The 25,312-nt window shown below is 54.3% G+C and carries 20 protein-coding genes and 1 tRNA gene; 8 read left to right on the forward strand and 13 right to left on the reverse strand.

All coding sequences use genetic code 11. The annotated features are described in order from the left end of the window. Positions 1-4: 4 nt before the first annotated feature. From ACTVJH_RS02985 to ACTVJH_RS03040, 12 genes are all read right to left on the reverse strand, one after another. Positions 5-1,381 (reverse strand): sigma-54-dependent transcriptional regulator, encoded by a 1,377-nt coding sequence (locus ACTVJH_RS02985; protein WP_455987422.1) that lies wholly within the window; start codon positions 1,379-1,381, stop codon positions 5-7. A gap of 79 nt (positions 1,382-1,460) precedes the next feature. After that, positions 1,461-2,891: a sensor histidine kinase gene (locus ACTVJH_RS02990; RefSeq protein WP_455987319.1), complete on the reverse strand. Its 1,431-nt coding sequence runs from the start codon at positions 2,889-2,891 to the stop codon at positions 1,461-1,463. Positions 2,892-3,185: 294 nt separating this feature from the next. Beyond that, the gene (pgi, locus tag ACTVJH_RS02995; RefSeq protein WP_455987321.1) at positions 3,186-4,850 is read right to left on the reverse strand and encodes a glucose-6-phosphate isomerase; all 1,665 of its coding nucleotides are present in this window, start codon (positions 4,848-4,850) and stop codon (positions 3,186-3,188) included. 269 nt (positions 4,851-5,119) lie between these two features. Continuing rightward, entirely contained in the window at positions 5,120-6,298 is a 1,179-nt protein-coding gene (locus ACTVJH_RS03000) for a pyridoxal phosphate-dependent aminotransferase (protein ID WP_455987424.1), read from the reverse strand. 77 nt (positions 6,299-6,375) lie between these two features. After that, positions 6,376-6,690: a MerR family transcriptional regulator gene (locus tag ACTVJH_RS03005; protein WP_455987323.1), complete on the reverse strand. Its 315-nt coding sequence runs from the start codon at positions 6,688-6,690 to the stop codon at positions 6,376-6,378. A 34-nt stretch (positions 6,691-6,724) separates the two neighbouring features. After that, positions 6,725-9,124 (reverse strand): phenylalanine--tRNA ligase subunit beta, encoded by a 2,400-nt coding sequence (gene pheT, locus ACTVJH_RS03010; protein ID WP_455987325.1) that lies wholly within the window; start codon positions 9,122-9,124, stop codon positions 6,725-6,727. 110 nt (positions 9,125-9,234) lie between these two features. Then, the gene (pheS, locus tag ACTVJH_RS03015; RefSeq protein WP_455987426.1) at positions 9,235-10,257 is read right to left on the reverse strand and encodes a phenylalanine--tRNA ligase subunit alpha; all 1,023 of its coding nucleotides are present in this window, start codon (positions 10,255-10,257) and stop codon (positions 9,235-9,237) included. Positions 10,258-10,282: 25 nt separating this feature from the next. Beyond that, positions 10,283-10,636 carry a 50S ribosomal protein L20 gene (gene rplT, locus ACTVJH_RS03020; protein WP_455987327.1) on the reverse strand — a complete coding sequence of 118 codons (354 nt, stop codon included), beginning with the start codon at positions 10,634-10,636 and terminating at the stop codon, positions 10,283-10,285. A 15-nt stretch (positions 10,637-10,651) separates the two neighbouring features. Then, on the reverse strand, positions 10,652-10,852 hold the full coding sequence (gene rpmI / locus ACTVJH_RS03025) for a 50S ribosomal protein L35 (RefSeq protein ID WP_455987329.1): 201 nt from the start codon (positions 10,850-10,852) through the stop codon (positions 10,652-10,654). Between the two features lie 191 nt (positions 10,853-11,043). Continuing rightward, positions 11,044-11,565, reverse strand: a complete 522-nt coding sequence (infC, locus tag ACTVJH_RS03030; protein WP_455987428.1) for a translation initiation factor IF-3 — start codon at positions 11,563-11,565, stop codon at positions 11,044-11,046. Further along, positions 11,552-13,483 (reverse strand): threonine--tRNA ligase, encoded by a 1,932-nt coding sequence (gene thrS, locus ACTVJH_RS03035; RefSeq protein ID WP_455987331.1) that lies wholly within the window; start codon positions 13,481-13,483, stop codon positions 11,552-11,554. The genes infC and thrS overlap by 14 nt, the downstream gene beginning before the upstream one ends. A gap of 72 nt (positions 13,484-13,555) precedes the next feature. Continuing rightward, positions 13,556-13,630: transfer RNA gene (locus ACTVJH_RS03040), tRNA-Val, on the reverse strand. Between the two features lie 387 nt (positions 13,631-14,017). Here ACTVJH_RS03040 and ACTVJH_RS03045 point away from each other — a divergent pair. From ACTVJH_RS03045 to ACTVJH_RS03060, 4 genes are all read left to right on the forward strand, one after another. After that, positions 14,018-14,611: an HD domain-containing protein gene (locus tag ACTVJH_RS03045; protein WP_455987332.1), complete on the forward strand. Its 594-nt coding sequence runs from the start codon at positions 14,018-14,020 to the stop codon at positions 14,609-14,611. A 50-nt stretch (positions 14,612-14,661) separates the two neighbouring features. Next, entirely contained in the window at positions 14,662-15,543 is an 882-nt protein-coding gene (locus ACTVJH_RS03050) for an NAD(P)-dependent oxidoreductase (protein ID WP_455987333.1), read from the forward strand. Positions 15,544-15,742: 199 nt separating this feature from the next. Then, positions 15,743-15,901, forward strand: coding sequence for a hypothetical protein (locus tag ACTVJH_RS03055; RefSeq protein ID WP_455987335.1), 159 nt, complete (start codon positions 15,743-15,745; stop codon positions 15,899-15,901). Between the two features lie 72 nt (positions 15,902-15,973). Beyond that, positions 15,974-16,315 carry a carboxymuconolactone decarboxylase family protein gene (locus ACTVJH_RS03060; protein WP_455987337.1) on the forward strand — a complete coding sequence of 114 codons (342 nt, stop codon included), beginning with the start codon at positions 15,974-15,976 and terminating at the stop codon, positions 16,313-16,315. Between the two features lie 95 nt (positions 16,316-16,410). Here the strand turns inward: ACTVJH_RS03060 and ACTVJH_RS03065 are convergent, their stop codons facing one another. Beyond that, on the reverse strand, positions 16,411-17,583 hold the full coding sequence (locus ACTVJH_RS03065) for a homocysteine biosynthesis protein (RefSeq protein ID WP_455987339.1): 1,173 nt from the start codon (positions 17,581-17,583) through the stop codon (positions 16,411-16,413). A 113-nt stretch (positions 17,584-17,696) separates the two neighbouring features. Here ACTVJH_RS03065 and ACTVJH_RS03070 point away from each other — a divergent pair, with 113 nt between their 5' ends. The 4 genes from ACTVJH_RS03070 (at position 17,697) to gyrA (ending at position 25,252) form a co-directional block, all read left to right on the forward strand. Then, positions 17,697-18,986 carry a DnaA ATPase domain-containing protein gene (locus ACTVJH_RS03070; RefSeq protein ID WP_455987341.1) on the forward strand — a complete coding sequence of 430 codons (1,290 nt, stop codon included), beginning with the start codon at positions 17,697-17,699 and terminating at the stop codon, positions 18,984-18,986. Between the two features lie 102 nt (positions 18,987-19,088). Continuing rightward, positions 19,089-20,246, forward strand: coding sequence for a DNA polymerase III subunit beta (gene dnaN / locus ACTVJH_RS03075; RefSeq protein ID WP_455987343.1), 1,158 nt, complete (start codon positions 19,089-19,091; stop codon positions 20,244-20,246). Positions 20,247-20,331: 85 nt separating this feature from the next. After that, a complete protein-coding gene (gene gyrB, locus ACTVJH_RS03080; RefSeq protein WP_455987345.1) occupies positions 20,332-22,746 on the forward strand; it encodes a DNA topoisomerase (ATP-hydrolyzing) subunit B in 2,415 nt (804 codons plus the stop codon). A gap of 70 nt (positions 22,747-22,816) precedes the next feature. Continuing rightward, positions 22,817-25,252: a DNA gyrase subunit A gene (gene gyrA / locus ACTVJH_RS03085; protein WP_455987347.1), complete on the forward strand. Its 2,436-nt coding sequence runs from the start codon at positions 22,817-22,819 to the stop codon at positions 25,250-25,252. The last annotated feature ends 60 nt before the right edge of the window (positions 25,253-25,312 follow it).

A 25,312-nucleotide genomic window follows, 5' to 3' on the forward strand; every position in this document is an offset into this window, starting at 1 on the left:
ACAATCAGGGCCGGGCTGAGATATGATATTTCTTGAGTTTGTACTGCAAAAGGCTTTTGGAGATTCCCAGAAGCTCGGCCGCCTTGACCTTGACGAAACGGCTTTGAACAAAGGCTCTGCGGATAAGCGCGGCCTCGATCTTTTCCATGGTCCTGGCCAGATCCAACTCCGGGGGCAAAAGATCAACAGCGCTCTTGAACTGGGTTTCCTCATCTCTGATCTCTGCGGGCAGGTCATCCGGTTCGATGGTCTCATGGGAGGAAAGAACCACACTGCGCTCGAGAACATTCTGGAGTTGGCGCACATTGCCGGGCCACTCATAGGCGGTCAGGGCCTGCAATGCCTGGGTAGAGAGATTCTTATCGGTCAGCCCGTTCTCCTTGGAGTATCTGTGCAGAAAATGGGCGGCCAAAAGCGGGATATCCTCCCTGCGCTCACGCAGCGGAGGAACCTGGATATGGACCACGTTCAGACGATAAAAGAGATCCTCCCTAAATCGTCCCTGCTCCACCTCGACCTTGAGATCCTTGTTGGTGGCGCTGATCAGCCGAAAATCCACTTCAATGGAAGTGGTTCCGCCGACCCGTTCGATGACCCTTTCCTGGAGCACCCGCAGCAGCTTGACCTGCAGATCCGAAGAAAGCTCGCCGATCTCGTCCAGGAAAAGTGTGCCGTTATGGGCCTGCTCGAACCGCCCCCGCTTCCTGGCCACGGCCCCGGTGAACGATCCCTTTTCATGACCAAACAACTCGCTTTCCAGGACCCCGGGATTCAGGGACATGCAATTGACAGAAATAAACGGATTGTCCCTTCTGTCCGACGAGGCATGGATGCCCCGGGCGATAAGCTCTTTGCCGGTACCCGATTCTCCGGTGACCAGGATGGAACTCTTTGACGTGGCTACCCGGTCCATCAGGGTCAGCACCTCCATGATCGCCTTGGATTGTCCCAGAATATGGTGCTTGCCGAATTGCTGGGTGATGGACTGACGTAAAAGCCGATTTTTCTGTTCCGCCCGGGCCAATTTCATGGCCTTGTTCACGGAAAGCAGAAGCTCCTCGTTGGAAAAGGGCTTGGTGATATAATCGAAGGCCCCGCATTTCATGGCCTCCACAGCGTTGTCGATACTCCCGAAGGCGGTCATGATCAGCACGGGAATATGCGGATAATCCTTCTTGACCCGCTCGAGCACTTCTTCGCCTGTCATCCCGGGCATTTTTATATCCGTGATGACCACATCCACCTCGGACTCGTCCAGAAAGGTCATCCCCAGCCTGGGATCGTCCAGGGCGGTAACCGCATAGCCTTCGTCTTCGAGAATGGCCTCCAGAACCAACAGATAATTTTTTTCATCATCCAGGATCAGAATGTTCCCAGCCATATTTTCCTCGTATTCCATGGATTCCTCGTTCATTCCCGATCCATCCGGACCGTTCGTCGTTGTCGGTGCAGGTGGTGGCTCATGGGCGGGTGAAAACAATGCGGGCCACCCCTCCCCCCCCCTCTTTATTGGCCAATTCCAGGCGGGCGCCATGGGAACGCAGAATATTGGCCACAATGGACAACCCCAAACCGGTCCCAAAATCCTTGGTGGTGTAAAAAGGCTCCGGGTATTTTTCAAGGATATCCGCATCGAATCCCGGTCCGCTGTCCTGAACTTCCAGGATGACGGCGTCGCCTTGTTCCCGCGCTATGACCTGGATGGTCCCTGCCCCTTCAATGGCCTGCGAGGCATTGATCACCAAGTTGTACACTGCCCGGTAAATCAGATCGTTGTCCCCCAGGACCAGGGTGTTTTCAGGGCAGTCCCTGACGATCTCAATGTCTCGCCCCTTCAGGTCATTACCCAGAAAGGCCATGATATGGTCCACTATGCGGCAGAGATCAAGCTCGTCCATATTCGGGGTCTTGGGACGTGCATAATCCAGAAAATCATTCACGGTCCTGGCCAGCCGCTCAGCCTCATCCACCACGGCCTGAATGATCCCGGCCCGCGAATCCCCGTCCTTGCGGGCCTTCTTGAGCAGCAATTCGGCACTGCTCTTGATGATCCCCAGGGGATTGCGGATCTCGTGGGCGATAGAGGCGACCATCCGGCCCATGGAAGCCAGCTTTTCGTTCTGGTGCAGGTCATCCTCGAGCTTCTTCTTTTCCCGCATCCGTTCGGCAAAAATCCTGTCCGCCCGAATGATGAGCATCCAGAGAAGAAAAAAGAGAACCAGAAAAGACACGAACGTAGTCAGGATGATCAACCGCTGGAAATGAATGACCTGCTCGTAGTCCTCGGTGATGTCCTGGGTAAAGACCAGAACCCCCATGAGCGGTCCGGCATCGCTGAGTCGTCCCAGTTTACGTTCGGCGCGCAGGGGATAGGTCGTTCTCAAAACAAAGGATCTGGCCGGAGGATTCAGGGTGAACAGGGCCCGCCAGTTTGACAGACGACTCAAGAGTTCGAAATTGAACCGTCTCTTGTCGATGGCCTCCTGGACCTGGCTCCCGCCGATCTCCTGTTTTTCCACCACCCCGGATTCCATGCTGTAGGCAATGCGGTTTCCGGTGTCGTAGATACGCACATCCAGGACATGAAAACTGTGGATGGTCGACATGACCACCTGGTCCAGCCGTTTATACTGGGCATCCTGCTTCAATTGAATCCGGCCAAACCCCAGAACCGTGGGCAGGGTGAACCGCTGATAGATCTGATGGTTCAGATTTTCAGCCAGCAAAAGCGCAAAATCCTTTTTCTTCTGCAGGACCATATTCCGGGCATAATTGGCCAGAAACACGGATAAAAAAAGGCTGAACCCCAGAATCAGAATCAACGATCCCCAGGAGAGAAATTTGACAAGCTGAAACGGATGAGCCGGATCAGGACGAAGTGGATTCGACAAAAAAACTCCTCATGAACAAAGTAAAAAAGGGCACATGAGTGCGCAGGGCACAGTGCGCAGTTACATGCAGGTGCCTTTAACCATTCTTGATGTCATATAGTTCAACAAAAAACCGTTGAGAGTGTGCGGGCGTTTTCAATCTCTTAATTTTCTTAATTTCTTAGAACATACGTTTGATTATCAGCCCGCCCGACCGCCCAAGGAGCTCCACCCGGACCTGAAAAATGACCATTTTTTTCCTGCGCACTGCGAACTGTGCACTGCGCACTTCCCTGCACTGCGCACTTCCCATCACTACCCCTGGTTCCGATCTCCGAGCAATTCCTTCCAATAATTGATCAACCCGTTGGTGGAGCTGTCATGGGAGGACACGGCTTCGGGTTGTGCAAGCTCGGGCAGAATCTTTCCGGCGAGCTGTTTCCCCAATTCCACGCCCATCTGGTCAAAGGAGTTGATTTTCCAGATCCATCCCTGGACGAAAATCTTGTGCTCGTACAGGGCGATCAGAGAGCCCAGGGTCCTGGGATCGAGCCGCTCGAAGAGGATGGAATTGGTCGGCCGGTTGCCTGGAAAAACCTTGTGCGGGGCCAGTGATTCGACCTCTTCAGGTGACAATCCCCGGGAAAAAAGCTCCTCGCGGGCCTCATCCAGGGTCCGGCCCCGCATCAGGGCCTCGGTCTGGGCGAAAAAATTGGCCAGCAGCTTTTCATGATGATCCCCCAGAGGATTCAGGGAGTGCGCCGGGGCCAGAAAATCACAGGGGACCATGGTCGTTCCCTGGTGCAAAAGCTGATAAAAGGCGTGCTGTCCATTGGTACCCGGCTCTCCCCAGATGATCGGGCCGGTCTGGTCGGCAACCTTTTTCCCCTGGCGGGTCACGGATTTTCCATTACTCTCCATATCCCCCTGCTGGAAATAGGCTGGGAAACGCTCCAGATACTGATCATAGGGAAGGATGGCGTGGGTCTGGGCACCCATGAAATCACGGTACCAGATGCCCAGAAGCCCCATGAGAACGGGGATGTTGTCCACCAGGGCGGCGGTGCGAAAATGCTCGTCAACCTCAAAGGCCCCCTGGAGCAACTCTTCAAACCGATCCATGCCAATGGACAGGGCAATGGACAACCCGATGGCCGACCACAGGGAATACCTTCCTCCGACCCAGTCCCAGAACACGAACATGTTCTCCGGATCGATGCCGAAAGCCTTGACGGCCTCCCCATGGGTGGACATGGCCACAAAATGCCTGGCCACATGGGACGCATTCCCGGCATGATCCAATAACCAGCCCCTGGCGGACCAGGCATTGGTCATGGTCTCCTGGGTGGTAAAGGTCTTGGAGGCGATGAGAAAAAGAGTGGTTTCCGGAGAAATATCCTCAAGGGTGGTTGCCAGGTGCGTGCCGTCCACATTGGACACAAAATGAAAACGCATCTCGGGATGACCGTAGTGAGCCAGGGCCTGGGTAACCATCTTGGGACCCAGGTCCGATCCACCGATGCCGATATTGACCACATCGGTGATTCGCTTGCCCGAATACCCAGTCCACTCGCCCCGACGGACCCTTTGAGTGAAATCACGCATCCTGGCCAGAACCTCCCGGACCTCGCCCATGACATCCTGGCCGTCCACATAAACCGGCCTGGCGGAGCGATTGCGCAGGGCCGTGTGCAACACCGCCCGGTTCTCGGTCACATTGATCCGCTCCCCCGAAAACATGGCCGCGATCCCTTCCTCGATCCCACGCTCCCTGGCAAGGGCCAGAAGCAGATCCATGGTTGTGTCCGTGATCCGATTTTTGGAAAAATCAAACAAAATGGACCCAAGCCGACGGGAAAACATGACAAACCGATCCGGATCTTCGTCGAACAGGGATCGCATGTGCACATGGTCCATCTCCCGGGCATGGGCCTTCAAGGCGGTCCAGGCGGGGGTGTTCGTAGTGGTATTCGTGGTCATAGTCGCTCCTTGGAACGGAAAAGTGTGCAGAACGGGAAGTGCGCAGTGCGGAAAGTGCGCAGTACGCAGTGCGCAGTGCGCAGGTTTTTAAACCGTACAGGACATCGAAAACCACCCGACTCTACCCGAAATATGACCCGGGGAAAAGCCATGTGTTCCCGCTCCTGCAAACAGCACATCGTGCTCCCGGGATCACCCCTCGACTACAAATTTTTTCCTCATCTGCGTACTGCGCACTGCGTACTGCGTACTTCTCGTGCACTGCGTACTTATTTCAATTCCATCAAGACCTGCTCGATTTTGTCCAGGGCACGGGTGATGGTCGCCTCGTCCAGTGCATAGGAAATCCTCACGCAGCGGTCGTCCCCAAAGGCGGCTCCAGGCACCAGCGCCACCCCGGCCTTTTCCAGCATATGCGAACACAAGGCCGTGGAATCCTTGATGCCATGCGTATAATACCGATCGACCCGGGGGAAGAGATAGAACGCCCCGGCAGGGGCCGGACACACCACCTCGGGCCAGGACCTGACCCGGTCCAAGGCCAGATCACGCCGTGCGGCAAAGGCCTTGCGCATCATGTCCACGGGTTCCCAGGAACCGGTCAGGGCGGCCAGTCCGGCCTTCTGGGCGATGGAACAGATATTGGATGTGGATTGTCCCTGGATCTTGGACATGCCCTTGATCAAAGGTTCGGCTGCCAGGGTGTACCCGATCCGCCACCCGGTCATGGCAAAACTCTTGGCCAGGCCGTTGACCACGGCGAAACGCTCCGGATATTTTTCCCACCAGGTGGACAGGGAGACCGGTTCGGCCGGGGAGTACACGAGCTGATCGTAGATCTCGTCGGAAATGACAAAGATATCGTGATCCACGGCCCACTGGGCGATCTCGTCCAGCCCCTTTTTGGAATAATGGCATCCCGTGGGATTGGACGGTGTGTTCAGTAAGAGCACCCTGGTTGTGTCGGTTCGGCTGGCCTCCAGTTCCTTTACAGAGACCAGAAAATTCTCTTCCGGTTCCGTCGGAACAATAACGGTTTGTCCCTCGGCCAGCTGGATCATGGCCGGGTAACTGACCCAGTACGGGGCGGGCAGCAGAACCTCATCACCGGGATCGAGCAATGACTGAAAAAGATTGAACAGGGACTGCTTCCCCCCGTTGGTGACCACGACGTTTTCCGACCCGGCATCTACCCCGTAAAACCGCTTGAAATATCCGGCCACAGCCTCTCTGAGTTCGTCTATGCCTGGTACGGCAGTATATTTGGTGAACCCCTGGTCAATGGCCTCGTGGGCACCGACGCAGACATGCTCCGGGGTGGGAAAGTCGGGCTGTCCCACGGCCAGGCTGATGACCTCTTTCCCCTGGGCCCGAAGTTTCTGGGTCAAGGCATTGATGGTCAGAGTCGCCGAGGGCTGAATCCGGCTGATTCGCTGAGAAAGTCGCATGGTATCGGACATGTTATCTCCTTGTCACATGACCTGTTCAAGCCAAAAAACCTACCTCTTCCACAAACAAAAAGACCTCAGGAGTCTTCTGTGAGAAGGCTCCTGAGGTCTTGCAATTCGTTCTCGATCTCCTGCAACAGGGTGGACAGGCTGGACTGGTCCTGAAGACGCATCCGGGCACCCTCGATGGTCAGCTTGTCCTCGTACAGCAATTGTTTGATCCGGTTGAGCAGATCGATATGCTCATCCGTATAATATCGCTGACCACTGGGTTTGCGGCAGGGAACCAGTTGGGGAAATTCACTCTCCCAAAATCTGAGCACATGAGGTTCCACCCCGACAGCCTTGGCTGCCTGGCCAATTTTATACCTCGTTGGCAACGAATCGGACATGTGACCCCGGACAACGGTTGGCTCCCCAGTCTCCTTACGGAAACCTGACATCCAGCTTGTTCAAAAGTTCTTGTCCTATGCGCGTATGCACCTTGTCAACTTCCTTGTCCTTCAGGGTCTTGGACATGCTCCTGTAGGTCACGCGCAGGCTGACATGATTTTCCGTGGCGTGTTCCTCTGGTTTGTAGATATCCAGAAGCACGACATCTTCCACCAGCGGTTCCTTGCGTGCGAGAATGACCTCCGAGATGCGTCCAAAGGGCAGGGTCTTGGGAGCGATGATGGTGATATCTCTCCGGACTGCCGGAAATTTGGCAATGGGGCTGAAGGTGCATACCGCGTTGATGGCCAGATTCATGATCGCTTCCAGATTCAGATCCGCAAACCAGACCGTGTTGCCGGCGTTATACCCATCGGCCAGTGCTGGCTTGAGCATACCCACCAATCCGATTGCAGTCTCTCCACACATCACCTGGACACAGGGACGGAGATAGGAATGGTCCTCCACAAGAGTGAAATCAAGCGGTCCGATACCGAGGTGTTCGGCCAGATTTTCGACCAGCCCCTTGATATCGCAGTAGTCGACCTCCCCCTCGGCAAAGGGATAGCCCTGAGGTTCGCGGGAGCCGTAGAGAAGGATACCCAGCCGGTTCGTCTCTTTGGTCATGGTGTCCGAAGACGGATCCTGGGTAAAAACCTGGGCAACCTCAAAAAGTCTGAGACGGGTGGTGGCCTGGGCCAGATTGTGTTTCAGGGAGTTGAACAGGCCTGGGGCGATCTGGGATCTCAGGACATTGAGCTCTTCGTTGAGAGGATTCAATATCTCGACCCTTCCTTCCACGGGAATACCCAGTTGATCCATATCCTTGGAGGCGACAAAGCTGTAGTTGACCGCCTCGTGCAGTCCGCATCCCATGGCCCATGTCTTGATCCTGCTGTTGAAGGCGAACAAAGGATCTTCATGGAGCATGGCATCGAGATTCTTGCTGATCCTGGGCAGCCGGACCGGCAGACGGTCCATGCCGTACACCCTGGCCACTTCCTCGATCAGATCGGCCTCGCGTTCGAGATCGAGACGATAACTGGGAGGGGTGACCTGATATCCCTCTTCGTCTGTATCCAGTTCGCAGCCCAGAGAGGTAAGAACCTTTTCGCAATACCCGTCTTCGACATCCAGGGCCAGAAGACCGGTAGCCTTGGTCGGACGAAAATAAATCGATTTTGCCGTGTAGGGTTTGGGAACCGATCCAGCGACACCCTTGGCGATCTGTCCGCCACAGCAGGTGGCAATAAGATCCGCGGCCCGGTCAAGGGCCAAACGGGAACCGACCTGGTCTACCCCGCGCTCGAATCTGAAGGAGGCATCGCTGCCTAAGGCCAGCCGTCTGGCTGTCTTGCGGATGGTACCCGGATGAAAGACCGCACTCTCCAAGAGGACATCCGTGGAAGAGTCCACGATCTCCGAGTTGGCTCCCCCCATGACCCCTGCCAGGGCCACCGGACGTTCACCGTCCCAGATAAGCAAATCCGTTGATACCAGCTGGCGCTTTTTGTCATCCAGGGTGGTGAAGACCATGCCGTCTTCAGCCGGAGCGACCCTGATTCTGCCGCCCTGGATCTTGTTCCAATCAAAGGAGTGCAGCGGCTGACCGAGCTCCATGAGCACGTAATTGGTTACGTCGACCACGGCGCTGATGGGCCGAAGCCCCACGGACAACAGACGGTAACGCATCCAGTCCGGGCTCTGGGTATTGGATACCCCTTGAATGATCCGGGCCAGATAGGAGGGGCAGAGTCCGGCCTGATCGACCTGGATGGCAACCATCTCCTCGCAGGAGGGACCGGATTCGACGAGCTCTACCCTGGGCATGGTCAAAGGCAGATGATAGGCGGCTGCGATCTCGCGGGCATACCCGAGAACACTCAGACAATCCCCCCGGTTCGGAGTGATGTCGATATCCAGAACCTTGGTCTCGAGGCCCAGGGCATCGATAAGCCTGGTTCCCGGAGCAAGCCCCTCGTCAAGAACCATGATCCCGCTGTGATCGCTTCCAAGCTCCATCTCCACGGCCGAGCAGATCATCCCGTGAGAAGGCACGCCCCGAAGCTTGGCCTTCTTGAGCTTGACCCCGTTCGGCATGAGGGTTCCCACCGGGGCAACCGGAACCTTTTGTCCCCGGGCCACATTGGGAGCCCCGCAGACAATACTCAAGAGTTCGCCCTGGTTCACGTCCACCTTGCAGACATGCAGATGATCGGATTGCGGGTGCGCTTCGCACTCGACCACGTGTCCAACAATCATATTCTCGAGATGGGCAAAGGGCTGGGATATTTCGTCAACTTCCAGACCGAGCATGGTCAACCGATCGGCCAACTCGTCCAGATCCCCCTCATAGGGGGTAAAATCTCGTAGCCAGTTCAAACTGAGCAGCATGGGAGAAATCTCTGTGTGTTATGTGGATGTGCGATCCCGACGTGAATGGACCGCATGAAAAAAAGGCGGAAAAATTCATAAAAAGAACAGCCAAACTCAAGGGGCCACCCTCAGACGAACTGTCCCAAAAATCTGACATCATTCTCGAAAAACATGCGCAGATCGCCGATCCCGTATTTGAGCATGGCGATACGCTCGATTCCCAGACCAAAGGCGAATCCCTGATAGACCTCGGGGTCGTAGCCGACATTGGAGAACACGGCCGGATCGACCATGCCGCATCCAAGAATCTCCACCCAGCCGCTTTCCTTGCACACCCGGCAGGGACTGCCGTTTACCCGGCCGGTGCCCTTGCAGATGACGCAACTCATATCCACTTCCGCGCTGGGTTCGGTAAAGGGAAAAAAGCTGGGACGAAAGCGCATCTTCACATCCGCGCCAAAAGTTGTCCGGATGAAGGCGTTCAGGGTTCCCCGCAGATCCGCCATGGTCACGTCCCTGTCCACCAGAAGCCCTTCGATCTGGTGAAACATCGGGGTGTGGGTCAGATCCGAATCCCGACGATAGACCTTGCCCGGGGCGATCACTGCGACAGGGGGGCGCTGCTTTTCCATGGTCCGGACCTGCAGGGGGGAGGTCTGGGTGCGCATGAGGATCTTGTCGGAAATATACAGGGTATCCTGCATATCCCTGGCCGGATGATCCTGGGGCAGGTTCAGGGCCTCGAAATTGTAGAAATCGTTTTCCACCTCAGGACCGGAGACCACCTCGAAGCCAAGACCCGTGAATGTCTTGCAGATATCGTTCATGACCAGGGTGATCGGGTGGAGCGATCCACGGTCCGGAGTACGCCCCGGAATAGTCGGATCGAATCCGGCGAGGGATTCCCTTTCCACGGCCTGTTCGAGCTCCTGTTTCTTGCTCTCCCAGAGTGTGATCAGCGCGGTCTTGACCCGGTTGGCGGCCTTGCCCACCTCCGGTCTGTCCTCGGCAGGCAGTCCGCCGACACGGGGCATGAGTCCGGCCAGCTCGCCCTTGCGCCCCAGAAACCTGACCCGGATCGCTTCCAGATCATCCAAAGAAGAAACCTGGCCGAGGGCCTCTTCAAGCTCCCCGACCAGGCTCTCCAACATTTCGATCAATGCTTTTTTTGTCACGCTAGTTCACTTTGGCTTTGGCCATTTCGGCCAACTTTGCGAAGGATCCCTTATCGTTGACGGCCATGTCGGCCAGAACCTTTCTGTTCAATCCAACCTCGGCCTCGGAGAGACCGTGCATGAAGCGGCTGTAGGAAATACCGTGTTCCTTGCAGGCAGCGCTGATACGGATGATCCAGAGTTTGCGGAACTCACGCTTTCTTTGCTTGCGATCACGGTAGGAGTAGACGAGAGCCCGCTCAACCGTTTCCCGCGCGGTGCGATACAACTTGCTCCGGGCCCCGCGGTAGCCCTTGGCCAACTTCAAATATTTCTTGTGCCGTCTGTGTGCGGCTTTACCTCTTTTAACACGCATGTGAAGCAACTCCTCTTAGAAAATAGTGGGTACGAGCCGTTTGATGGATTTGAGTCTGCTGCCGTCCAAGGTGGTGGACTGACGCAACTTTCTCTTCCGCTTGGCGTTCTTCTTGGTAAGAATATGCTGACTGTTGCTTCTGTTCCGCTTTACCTTGCCGGTACCGGTCGTGGTGAAGCGCTTGGCAGCACTCTTGTTGGTTTTCAGTTTAGGCATACAACCCTCCTGTGATGAACTCATTATATATGCAAAAAAGCGGATGGATGTAACGGGAAGGTACACCCGCTTTCATGTTTACCATCGAAAAAAGGCACAGCACATTCCGTCACCATTCACGGACGTGCCCTGCCGGATACCCCGAAACAAAAAGGAAGTGTCGGAAAGCAGAAAAACGCAGGGTGAGTCTCTTATTTGATTTTGGGTATCGGCGTCAAGAGCAGATGCATGGATCGACCTTCGGATCTGGGGGCCTGCTCGACCTTTGCAATATCCTTGACCAATTCGGTAACCCGCTGCAGCAGGTCATACCCGCGGTCCTTGTGGGCCATTTCGCGTCCACGAAAAAAAATACTTACCTTGCACCTGTTACCTTCGCCGATGAATCTACGGATATGACGAACCTTGGTCTCAAGATCATGATCGTCCGTTTTGGGACGAAACTTGATTTCCTTGAGCTGGATGGTTGTCTGCTTCTTCCGGGCCAGTTGCTGCTGCTTCTGCTGCTGATACTGGTATTTCCCATAATCCATGATCTTGCACACCGGCGGGCGTGCATTGGGAGCCACTTCCACGAGATCGAGTCCCTGCTCTTCGGCTGTTTGCAAAGCCTCCTGCGTGGGCATGACGCCAAGCTGGGAACCGTCGTCGGTTACTACCCGTACTTCACGAACTCGAATCTGCTTATTCCTTCGGGCCTTAGTAGTTTGTATAGCTCATTCCTCCCTTTTTGAACGGCTCCAAGGTATCGGCCGTTACCAATTCAATGACTTCCTCCGAGGGCATCGCCCCCAGGTTCTTACCATTTCTCAGTCGAACGCTGACAAGACCCTTTTCGATCTCCTTTTCGCCAACGACCAGCATGTAGGGAATCTTGGCCATCTGGGCCTCGCGGACCTTGTAACCAAGTTTCTCGTTACGCAGATCGGCTTCCACACGGATGCCGCCCTTCTTGAGTTTCAAGAGCACTTTTCTGGCATATTCGTTGTGCACCTCTGTCACGGTAAGAACCCGTGCCTGTACCGGGGCCAGCCAGGTCGGAAATGCTCCTGCGTAATGTTCGATAAGAATACCCAGAAAACGTTCCACTGCGCCAAGGATGACCCGATGCAACATGACCGGCCTGTGCCGTGCTCCATCCTCGCCCACATAAACCAAATCAAATCGCTCTGGCAAGGTAAAATCGCATTGAATCGTTGCACACTGCCATTCTCGTCCCAACGCATCCTTGACCTTGACGTCGATCTTGGGCCCGTAAAAGGCCCCGTCACCGGCGTTGATCTCATAGTTCAGGCCGCAACTTTCCAGAGCCTGCTGCAGGGCCCCGGTAGCCCGGTCCCAATCCTCGTCGGAACCAATGGATTTTTCAGGCCTGGTGCTGATTTCCATGGAATATTCGAACTCGAACAACCCCATGACATCGCGAACAAAATCGATGATCGCCTTGATCTCGTCCTGCAATTGATCGGGACGACACAGAATATGGGCATCGTCCTGGGTAAATTCACGCACCCGGAGCAACCCGTGCAAAACGCCTGATTTTTCATGGCGGTGCACGTTGCCCAATTCAAAATATCTGATGGGCAGATCCCGGTAACTGCGGATCTGCGATTTATAGATGAGCATGTGGGAGAGACAGTTCATGGGTTTGATCCCATAGGACTGATCATCGATCTCCGTGAAGTACATGTTTTCACGATAATTATCGTAATGACCTGATTTTTCCCACAATTCCCTGCGGAGAATGATCGGGCCCTGAACGATATCATACCCCCGTCTGAGATGCTCCTTGCGTTCGAAATCCTCGAGAATCGTTCTGACAAGAGCTCCCTTGGGATGCCAGAGAGGCATGCCCGGGGCGGCCTCGTCGGAAAAGCTGAACAGATCGAGCTGGGTGCCGAGCTTGCGGTGATCCCGCTTCTTGGCCTCTTCAATCATGTTCAGATATTTTTTGAGCTCCTTGGGGGTTGCAAATGCCGTCCCATAGATCCGCTGGAGCATGGTTTTTTTCTCGTCACCCCGCCAATAGGCCCCGGCCACAGAGGTCAGTTTGAAGGCCCGGACAAATCCGGTGTGCGGCAGATGCGGGCCCCGACACAGATCCGTGAAATTTCCATGGGTATACAGGGAGACAGTCTCTTCGCCCAGATCGTCGATGATCTCGATCTTATAGGTCTCGTTCATCCCCAAAAACATCTTCTTGGCCGCCTCGGCGGACATCTCGGTCCGTTCGAAGGGTTTGTTCGCGGCAATGGACTCGGCCATCTTTGCCTCGATGGACTCGAGATCCTCGGGGGTGAAGGAGCGCTCATAATCGAAATCGTAGTAAAACCCGTTCTCGACCGCCGGACCAATGGTCACCTTGGCCGAAGGAAAGAGTTCCTTGACCGCCTCGGCCATGATGTGGGCTGCACTGTGTCTGATGACCTCAAGCCCGTTTTCACTGTCCAGGGCGACCGGCTCCATTTTCTTGCATCCGGAGGGCACTTCCCGGGTCAGATCCAGCATCCTGCCGTCGCACAGGCAGGCGACCGTCGACTTGAGCTGCTTGCCCGAAAGAACCTGCGCCAAAACGTCCTTGCAGGTCTGCCCTGCCAGGACTTCTCTTTCCTCGCCATTGATCGTGATCATGTCGCTGTCCGGTGCTCCAAGCTTAAAACAAGTTAGGGAGGCGTTAGCCTCCCTAATCGTCGAATTCTTAAGTGGTAGGCGCGAGGAGGGTTGAACTCCTGACCCCTTGCACGTCAAGCAAGTGCTCTCCCACTGAGCTACGCGCCTACGTCTTGCGTGGAGAGTCTCTTTTCAAAAACCGGGAAAGATGTCAAGCAGGATTTTCAGATTTCTCTTATTTTTTCCTCCCGGCCAAGGGGCTCGGACCGGTTCCCAAGGCCAAAGTGTTCTCATCCGACCGCTTGGAATCTCAAGGCGGGCTCCCCCCGTTCCGGTCGGCTTGACTGTCTGACCGAGCCAGGCATCAGCATCAATACCCCAATGGGCATCTTGCCATAACATTTCGATTTTATGGAGCAAAGGCTTGATGGTACAAGGCCTGCGAAGGCGTTTCAAACCGACCGGAACGGGGTGAGCCCGCCTGAAACAAATCCGCCACGGACCGACTCCAAAACCCTGTTTGCAATCATATAACTTTGGGCTACATGATCCCCCATGAACAACGAACGATTCAATCATCAGATCTCCTTTCTTCTGGAACTGGACAAGCTCAAGGATATCAAACGCCAATCGCGGATCATCCCCAGCCTGCGGCGGGAAAACTCAGCCGAGCACAGCTGGCATATTGCCATCATGGCCCTGGTATTGGGGCGTGATTACGGAAAGGATGTCGATCTCTCCCGTGTGGTGACCATGCTGCTTCTTCATGATATAGTTGAAATCGATGCCGGGGACACCTATGCCTATGACCAGGAGGGATATCAGGACAAGGAAGAGCGTGAACAGGAGGCGGCCGCACGGATTTTCGGCCTTCTTCCCCCTGATCAGGCAGAAACCTTGCGAACCACGTGGGAAGAATTCGAGCAGGGAGCGTCCCGGGAGGCCCGCTTTGCCCATTCCATGGATCGCCTGATGCCCCTTTTGCACAATTACTACTCCCAGGGCTCGACCTGGAAGAGCCATGGAACATGCAGGAGCCAGGTTCAGAATCGAATGGCCAAGATCCGGGAGGCATCGCCCGAACTCTGGGAATTTGCCGAAAACCTGATCGACAGGGCAGTGAGCCAGGGGTACCTGGCCAACGACTGAATTATCCTTTTTTACCAGACTATTGTCCAACGCGACAAGGAGGTTCACACATGAGCAAGGAAAAAATCGGCTGGATCGGACTCGGCGTCATGGGCGGATCCATGTGCGCTCATCTCATGGAGGCCGGATATCCCATGCGGGTCTATAACCGAACCCGGCAAAAGGCCGCATCATTGCTCACCCGGGGGGCTACCTGGTGCGATTCCCCGGCGGATCTGGCCCGTGAGTGTGATATCGTCTTTACCATTGTCGGTTTTCCTGAGGATGTCGAAAAGGTGATCCTGGGGGAAAACGGGGTCCTGTCCACCCTGCCCGAAGGAGGGATCATCGTGGACATGACCACCTCGCGCCCCTCTTTGGCCAAGACCATTCACGCCCAGGCCGCCGAAAAAAACATAGCTGCCCTGGACGCGCCTGTTTCCGGCGGGGACCTGGGAGCACGCCAGGGCTCCCTGGCCATCATGGTCGGTGGAGACCAGCCCGCCTTTGATCGGGTCGAGCCCCTGTTTCATATCATGGGCAAGACCATCGCCCTCATGGGCGGGCCCGGAAGCGGCCAGAACACCAAGATGACCAATCAGATCCTGATCGCCGGCACCATGATCGGTGTGGTCGAATCCCTTTTGTACGCCCACAAGGCGGGTTTGGACATGGATGCGGTCATCGACGTGATCGGAAGCGGTGCGGCCTCCTCATGGTCCATCAACAACCTGGGCCGCCGGATCGCCAAGCAGGATTTCGAACCCGGTTTTTTCATCAAGCATTTCATCAAGGACATGGGTATTGCCCTGGACGAATCCCGGGCCATGAACATCGAACTCCCCGGCCTCTCCCTTGTCAACGGATTCTACCAGGAAGCAGCCGCCCAGGGACTTGAGCACAAAGGAACCCAGGCCCTTTTCAAGGTTCTTGAAAACATGCAGAAACGATAAGAGGTTGATACCTATTTTGAAATGCGGGAGGATTCAGAAAGGGAACAGCGGACCTTAACGCCCAATGACTTTCCGCCCCTTCCGAAGCTCTCAACCCCCTCAAATCTCTCAACTCTCTTAAATTTCTTAAATTTCTTAAATCTCTTAAATATCTTAAATCTCTTAAATTTCTTAAATTCAACAATTATATGGAGATATTATGGAAATCACACCCGACATTATGACCTCCTTCATGACCCTGGCCCAGGAGCATCCCGAGGAACTGGCCAAGGTCGTGGCCATTGTCCAGGCCCAGGGAGAACCACTGGATGAACTTCTCAAGGCGGTGAACACCATCCACGAAAAGATGCAGGCCTGATCGATCAGCCTGCCGACTCTGCCCGACCCGCCTCCTGGCCAACACCCAAACCGTTCAAGGAGCTATGCACCCATGCCCGAAGACCGATCCGCGGAAATCGCCCAGACATTCCGGCACATCAACCGGACGAGAAGAGATATCTATAAAAAATATCAGGAGTTCTCAAAAGAGATCAAGAAACGTTCCTCCCTGGACGACAAGGTTCAGCACCTGATCCTGCTTTCCAACGCCATTATCTCCCAATGCGACATGTGCATCGCCCTGCACGTCCAGGGAGCGGCCACCAGCGGGGCGAGCAAGGACGAGATCATCGACGCGGCCTGGCTGGCCGTGGCCATGGGAGGAAGCCCCAAGATGATGTACCTGCGCTACGTCTATGACGAGATCAACGCCATCTTTGAAGAAGACGAATAAAACCCATCCATTCCATCCCGCTGAAACGTCAAACCGCCCGGCAGCCACAACATGGCCGCCGGGCGGTTTGGATTCGCATGGGGTTTGGCTTTCGTTTACCAGGCAGGAATGGGTTCCTGGGGTTCGGTCAAAAGAAATTGCCCCCCCTCGATCCATTTTTTGAGCAGGGTGGCCACCTCCAAGGACTTGGTATGACTGGTCACGGGAATGGTCGCGACCTGCTTGCCGTCCAGGTCGATACTACCGCTTTTGAGCTCGGCAAAGGTGGCATGGGTGAGGATCTTTCCATTTGCCCGGGGATAGTCGTATCCGTAATCCATGATCGGCATCTGGATATCTTCGTCCCCGACCCCGGTGAACCAGGCCATTTCCTCATTCAGAATGGGGATGGGGATGCCCAGGGCCACGGCCATGGAAACCCCGTAGCCCACAATGCTCACCCCGCGAAGAAAACCCGGCTTCATCTGCTTGAGATCCCCCTTGACCATGAGCGTACCCGCCCCGGTCATGGGAATCCCCCGTTCATTCCGCTCGGGATCAGGGACATGCTGGGTACCCGGGCCCAGAACGTATCCGACCCCGCCTCCGAGAAAAATCTTGGTTCCAAGTCCGATGGTCTTGAAATACGGATCATTGAACAATGGGCTCAAGGCTCCGGCAGTGGCGTAATTGGCGTTGCCAAATCGCGATTTGAGCGGACCCATGTACGTGTACTTGATCTTGTCCGTGCTGTTCACTGCGCAATTATAGTTTTGGTAGCCGTTGCGCGGGTTGAGCAGGATGGCATTGCGCAGATCGTCCAGAAGAATATCCCGTTCTAGCCGGGTGCGGGGATAACAATCCGTCCCATAGGCCTCGGCCTTGAGGTGCACGGATTTGCCGTTGACCAGGTCCTCGATGACATGGGCTCCGCCATATTTGAAGGTTCCCGGATAGACCTTGTTCAGGGGATCGTCTTCACTGGGTTCGGTGGCCCCGAGATAGGAATCCACGGCAGCCAGCCCGGCCATGCACGGGACCCCGTTGAGCCAGACCCTGGAGGTCTTGATTGTCGGAGGACGCTGCCCGATATTAAAAAGCATGCCTGATGAGCACATGGGGGAAAAAGTCCCTGTGGTGACAACATCAACCTTTTTTGCAGCCTTGACCTTGCCTTCGGTCCGCACTAGTTTCGTCATTTCTTGTGCGTCAAGGACCACCGCTTTGCCGGCTTTGATTTTCTCGTTGATCTGGGCGATGGTTCGGGTAACTTCGTATGCTTTTCCCATGATATCTCCTCGTAAGCGACGTTCGCCCCGCTCTTACAGGAATCCTGCGGCACGGGCAAATACTTGTTTACAACCCTTTGGCAGCTTTTCGTGGTGTTTTTTTCGTGAAAAGAATGAAAATACGTCAGATTCTGAAGCAAAAATTCTCGGAGGAGAACCTTGTTCAATGGTTCGATCCCTTGGATATCTCCTTTAATACTTCAGGATTGAAAGTTGTTTTTCCACATACATTCTTCATGAACATGGTTATTGCATCCTACAAGGATCATCTCGAAAATGCGATATCCAAATGTTTCAAGGAAAAAATCTATATTGAATACAACGTCGGGAACAACGTCGATATACGCACATCCCTGGAAACAGCAATCCATCCTGAGATAAACGAAAAAAATAACGATACCTGTTTTGATTTCGACTCCTTTCTCGTCAATCATAAAAATTATTTTCCGCTGGCATCGGCAAAAGAAGTCGCCACCCACAAAGAAACCATATACAATCCCTTTGTACTTTACGGGCAAAGCGGCTCAGGCAAGACACATCTTTGCAAGGCCATCCTCAATACATTGGAACGGGGCACCGGACCCAAAAATATTTTTTGGGGAACATTTGAGAGTCTGCGCAAAAAAATCAGCTTCATGCCTGAATTCCAGAAAGTTCTCGATTCCGATATTCTGATCATTGATGATTTCCAGGAAATCGAGTCCTTCCAGGAGAGTCAACATGACTTTCTCTCCCTGTTCAATGCCTTTCACGAATCCGGCAAGCAGATCGTCCTGGCCACCAGCCGGCGGATACCGGAGATGGATTTTTTGGAACCCGGTCTCAAGTCTCGCCTTGGGTGGGGACTCATGGTCACCCTCAAGCGGCCGGACCTTGATATCCGTCTTCAATTTATCAACAAAACATGTCAGAAACGGCACATCGAACTCAGCAACGAACAGATGCTCACCCTGGCCCAACATTTTTCTGATTTTCGCAGTCTGCAGGGGTGCCTGATCAAGATACTGGCCTTCCAGAACCTCATTTCTCCCCGGATGGGCCAGGAAGACTTCGTCAATATTCTCAAAGGACTCGATGCCCAGACGACCACCGAGTTGACCCATGAAATGATCATTGCCGTAGTTGCTGATCATTTGAGTGTACCGAGCTCGCACATTCTCTCCTCCACCCGCAGACAGGACGTTGTTTTTGCCAGACAAATGGCCATGTATCTCTGCAGAAAACTGCTCCATTATTCCTTTCCCCAGATCGGATCCATTTTTGGAGGCAAGGATCACAGTACGGTCATCTACGCCTGCCGAAAAATCAAATCCCTGAAGGAAAAAAAACAGGAGATCAGGCATCAGCTTGACCTCCTGAACAAAAAATGCCGGGAGATCACACAGGCTCGGGAGTTCCATTGATAGGGCAAACCCACTGCTGCATCCTCTCAAAATTACAACCAAACAGACCATATTACCCCTCCGGGGTGCGATAGCCATGTCCACATCCACAAGGAGATTGTCATGAAATGCCAGGTACTCAAAGAAGATATTGTCGAGGGCGTTCAGCTGGCCTCGAACATCATACCGGCCAAAACCGGAACCGCCTATCTCCGGACCATCTGGCTGGAAACCAGGGAAAACGCCATCACCATCATGGCCACTGACTCGAACATTGAATTCACCGGCACCTATCCGGCTCAGATTCTGGAATCCGGAAGGGTTGGCATCCACGGAAAAAAATTCAGTGACCTGATCCGCAAGCTCCCCCCCGGTGAATTGACCTTTGAGGCCAATGAAGGCGACACCACCATTCTCATTCATCAGGGCAAGAAAAAATACAAACTCCCCTTGAATAACGGCACCTGGTTCCAGGAATTCCAGCCCATGCCCGAGCAAGGAGCCATTGTATGGTCGGGCGAACTTCTGCAAAACGTCATCGAACGAATTTCCTTTTGTATCAACGATTCTGAAGATACCGGGCCCATGAATTGCATCAAGTTCACCCCGCTATCCCATGATGTTATCGAGGTATGCGGGATGAACGGCCATCAATTCGGTCTGCTTCGTTTTTCGACCCCGGACATCCATGCCTCCCTGGGAGAAACAGGCATTTTAATCGCCAAAAAGGATCTGAACGAGATCAGCAAATGGCTCCGGCCTGAAGATATCTTTATCAATCTGACGGAAAAAAAGATGTTTCTGCGCTCGGCCAGGGGACACGAGACCTTGAGCGTTCCTCGCCGCACAAGCACCTTTCCCAATTATCAAAATTTCATAGAAAGCTACGAGAGTACCTTCCGAAGCACCCTGGAGGTTGACAAATACGAGCTGACCGACGCCCTGGACCGAATTCTCCTGTTCAATACCCAGTCAAGCAGATCCACCTATCTGCATTTCAGTCCGAACGAACTGGGGTTATCCTGTCACGGTCAGGAATTTGGTGAGGGGCTTGAGATTATCACGGCACACTTTCAGGGGGATCTGGACATGATCGCCATCCCCACTCGGATACTTTTGGAAATCATGTCCCATTTCACGTCGACCAAAATCACCTTTCAACTGGCCGGCCCCCTTGACCCGTGCAAAATCACCGGTCCTGACGATCCCGATTATTTTGTGATCACCATGCCCGTGGAGATCACCGAAGATACCTACTACACGGAAGAAGAGGACGCCTAGACAGCCCCGGCCTTCCCTTTTATATTTCCATTTTCGCAAGAATCCGCTTGCCGGAACCACACGAACCTTACGAGCGACACAGGGTATGAGCACTCCAAACACGACTGATTACAACGCAGGCAGCATCACCATTCTGGAAGGACTTTCCGCCGTACGCAAACGGCCGGCCATGTATATTGGAAGCACGGACACCCACGGATTGCACCATCTGGTCTATGAGGTCATCGACAATTCCATTGACGAAGCCATGGCCGGCTACTGCAGCCGGATCAAAGTCCGCGTCCACCTGGACAATAGCGTGACCATCTCCGATAACGGTCGGGGAATCCCCGTGGATCTGCATCCCAAAGAGAAGATTCCGGCTGTCCAGGTGGTCATGACCGTTCTCCATGCCGGCGGCAAATTCGACAACGACAGTTACAAGGTTTCCGGAGGACTTCACGGTGTAGGTGTCTCTGTGGTCAACGCCCTTTCCGAAACCCTGGAAGTGACCATTCACCGCAACGGCCAGAAATATCGCCAGCAATACCGACAAGGGCTTCCCGTCTCCGAGCTCACTATCGTCGGTGAAACGGACAGAACCGGGACCACGATCAAATTCAGGCCCGATGAAGAGATCTTCGAGGATCTGAACTTCGAATACGAAGTCCTGGCCAAGCGGTTTCAGGAACTGGCCTATCTGAACAAAGGCGTGGCCATTGAATTCACCGACGAGAAAACCCAGACCAGTCAGAGCTTTCATGATGAGGGGGGAATCGTATCCTTTGTCCGCGATACCAACGAAAACAAGGGGTTCCATCCGATCATCTATGGGAAAGGCGAGGTGGAAAATGTATTCGTGGAATTTGCCATGCAGTACACCGCTGGGTACAAGGAGAACATGTTCACCTTTGCCAACAACATCAGGACCCGGGAAGGCGGAACCCATTTGCAGGGCTTTCGCATGGCCCTGACCCGAGCGGTGAACACCTATATCCAGAACACCGACCTGCCCAAAAAGTTCAAGGAAAAACTCTCAGGAGACGATGTCCGTGAGGGACTGACCACGGTGATCAACGTGCGTATTCCTGATCCCCAATTCGAGGGACAGACCAAGACCAAGCTGGGCAACAGCGAAGTGGTCGGATATGTCGCCGGAATCGTTTACGAAGGTCTTTCAACCTTTTTTGGTGAAAATCCCAAAGATGCCAAGCAGATCCTGGAAAAAGTCGTGGACGCCTCCCGGGCCCGACAGGCTGCGCGCAGGGCCAGGGAAATGGTCCGACGCAAGGGAGCCCTTGGGGATAATTCCCTGCCCGGCAAACTCGCTGATTGCCAGAGTCGCAAACCCGAGGAGAGCGAGGTCTTCATTGTTGAGGGTGATTCCGCAGGCGGTTCGGCCAAACAGGGGAGAAATTCCAAATTCCAGGCCATCCTTCCCCTGCGCGGCAAGATTCTGAATGTGGAAAAAACCCGTTTCGACAAGATGCTCCAGAACAAGGAAATCAAGGCCCTGATTACAGCCATGGGGGCCGGCATTGGCGAGGATGCCATCAATCTGGACAAACTCAGGTACCATAAAATCATCATCATGACTGATGCCGATGTGGACGGCGCCCATATCCGAACCCTGCTGTTGACCTTCTTTTTCCGGCAGTACCAGGAGCTCATCGACCACGGTCATGTCTACATTGCCCAGCCCCCCCTCTACCGGGTCAGCAAGGGCAAATTCGAGCAGTACATCACCTATGAAGAGGAGATGGATCAGTTCCTCATCGACCGGATCAGTACCCAGGAATCCGTGGAAACGGAAACCGGGATCATCATCGCCGGGGAGGATCTCAAGACCTTGCTGACGACGATCACCAAGGTCCGGGACAACCTTTTGGATATCACCAACATCGGCATTGACATGGATCTCTCCGATCAATTGTTCGCCTTTGGATCCAAACTCTCTCCCGAGAGTTTCCACAATGGTGAGGTCGTCACACTTCAGGAGTACCTGGCCGGGTCGGGATATACGCTGGAAATTTCCCAGGAGGTCCTGGACAGTGAAGAGGACGAGGATCCCAGAGTCTTTCTCACCTTCACCGACGTCAATGAACATGCCGTGCGCATCGGGGCCGAGTTTTTCAATTCCAAGCTCTACAAGAATACATATTCCTTGTATGAAGAACTGCGGGAAAAGAGCCCCGGTCTGACCTTCACCGTTGCCCCCCCCAGTGAAGAGCAAAAAGGGGAAGACAAGGTGATGCACAATCCCTTCGAGCTTTTGAAAATGGTCATGGAAAAGGCCAAAAAAGGGCTGAACATCCAGCGCTACAAAGGTCTTGGTGAGATGAATCCGGAACAACTCTGGGAAACGACCATGAACCCCGAGACCCGGAGCATGCTTCGGGTGACCATTGCCGATGCCGCCGAAGCTGATGAGTTGTTCGTCAAACTCATGGGCGACAAGGTCGAACCGAGACGGGATTTTATCGTCAAGAACGCTCTCTCGGTCACGGATCTGGATATTTGATACTCAACCGCACACAAGGACCATTGTGCCTGTCATCAGGTAACGGGCGAATCTTGCAAGCGAGGACGATGTGTTAAACGATGTCAGTATAGAAAAAGAAATTAAAAAATCATATCTGGAATACTCCCTGAGCGTCATCGTGGGACGTGCCATTCCCGACGTGCGAGACGGTCTCAAACCCGTGCATCGTCGGATTCTCTTTGCCATGCACGAGCTGGGCAACACCTACAACCGGCCGTACAAAAAATGTGCCCGTGTTGTCGGTGATGTCATTGGTAAATACCATCCCCATGGAGATTCCGCAGTGTATGACGCGATGGTCCGCATGGCCCAGGACTTCAACATGCGCGATCCCCTTGTCGACGGTCAGGGTAACTTCGGATCCATCGATGGCGACTCGGCTGCTGCCATGCGATATACCGAGGCCCGGATGTCCCGACTGGCCGGAGAATTCCTGGCGGATATCGAGAAAAACACGGTTGGGTTCAGGCCCAATTACGATAACAGCCTGGAAGAACCCGAGGTCCTGCCCACCAAGGTTCCTAACCTGCTTATCAACGGGTCTTCAGGGATCGCCGTGGGGATGGCCACGAATGTCCCCCCCCACAACCTGGTGGAAATCGTGGACGGCGTCCTGTTGGTACTGGATGCTCCCAATGCCACCATTGCCGACCTGCTCCAGGTGGTCAAAGCCCCGGATTTTCCCACGGGTGGGCTCATCTATGGCAAGGACGGAATCGTCGAGGCCTATAAAACCGGCCGGGGAAGCATGAAAATCCGGGCCCGCATTCATGTTGAAGAGCGCAAGAACGGGCTTGAATCCATTGTGGTCACGGAAATCCCCTTTGCCCTGAACAAATCCAGGCTGGTGGAAAAAATCGCAGGCCTGGTCAATGAAAATAAAATCGAGGGCATCAGCGACCTGCGGGACGAATCCAATCTGGGCGGCATACGCATTGTCATTGATCTGAAAAAGACCGCCTATTCGGACGTGATCATCAATCAACTCTACAAATATACCTCGTTGCAGACCAGTTTCGGGATCAACATGCTCGCCGTGGTCAACAACCGGCCCCAGCTCTTGAATCTCAAACAGATCCTGGAATATTTCATTGAGTTCCGTAAAGAGGTCATCATTCGCCGATCCAGATTCGATCTGGCCAAAACCGAACACCGGGCCCATATCCTGGAAGGGCTGCGCATCGCCCTGGACAATATTGACGAGGTCGTATCCATCATCCGCGCTTCAACCACCCCGGCTGATGCCAAGATGCGGCTTGGCGAGCGTTTCGAACTCTCGGATATACAGAGCCAGGCCATACTGGACATGCGCTTGCAGCGTCTGACCAACATGGAGCGGGAAAAACTCATTGCCGAGTACACCGAACTGCTCAAGCGAATCGAATACCTCAGAAGCGTCATTGAAAATTCCGGGGTGCTCAAAGGGGTCATCCGGGACGAACTCATCGCTCTCAAGGAGACATTCGGGACACCCAGGCGATCGGAAATCCTGGCCCACGATCCGGACAGCATCAATATTGAGGATATCATCCCGGACGACGACGTGGTCATCACCCTGTCGAGCAATGGGTATATCAAGCGCACGGGACTGCACAATTATCAGCAGCAAAAGCGTGGCGGGGTCGGTATTGCAGGGGCCTTTGCCAGTGACAAGGATTTCATCTCCCAGCTGCTGACCACGAGTAATCATCAATATCTGAATCTGTTCACGAACACGGGGCGCATGTTTCAGATCAAGGTCCATTCAGTGCCCGAAGGCGGAAGGACAGCCAAGGGAATCCATGTGGCCAACCTGCTCTCTCTGGCCAAGGATGAACTTGTGGCCACAGCCATGACCTACCGGGAATTCCCCGAGGATACCTACTTTTTATTCATCAGCCGCAAGGGTATCGTCAAACGGTCGGCCATGGATCTGTACAAGAACGTTCGCAGCCAGGGACTCATCGCCGTGGGGCTCAAGGAGGGAGACGAACTCCTGGCGGTTCGGGAAGTCCGTCAGGACGACGAGATCGTTCTGGTATCCAAAAACGGTTTTTCCATCCGCTTTGACTGCTCCGAGGTTCGCCCCACGGGGAGAAGCGCCTCCGGGGTCAAGGGCATGAATCTCCGGCCTGGAGATGTTGTCGTGGCCTGTGTTGTTTTATCCAGGACCGGTAAACAGGAATTGTTGACCATCGCTGAAAACGGGTATGGCAAGCGGACCCATATGGATCAGTTTCGCAGCCAGTCCCGCGGAGGCAAGGGAATTATCAACATGCGGATCACCCCCAAGACAGGGCCGGTTGTCAGCGCACTCATGGTGGACAATGAAGATGAGGCCATTTTACTGACCTCGGGGAACAAAATTATCCGCATCGGCATCGGTGACATCTCCCTGGTCGGCAGAGCCACCCAGGGAGTACGGCTGGTGCGCATGGGTGACAACCAAACCCTTATCTGCTGTGACCTGGTGGAAAAGGATGAGGGAGCCGAGAATCAGGAATAGGGCTTTGAAGACTCTATGCACCAAGCAACACAAAGGGATCACGGGGCGTTATTCAGCCCT

Source organism: Desulfoplanes sp. PS50 (assembly GCF_053851535.1).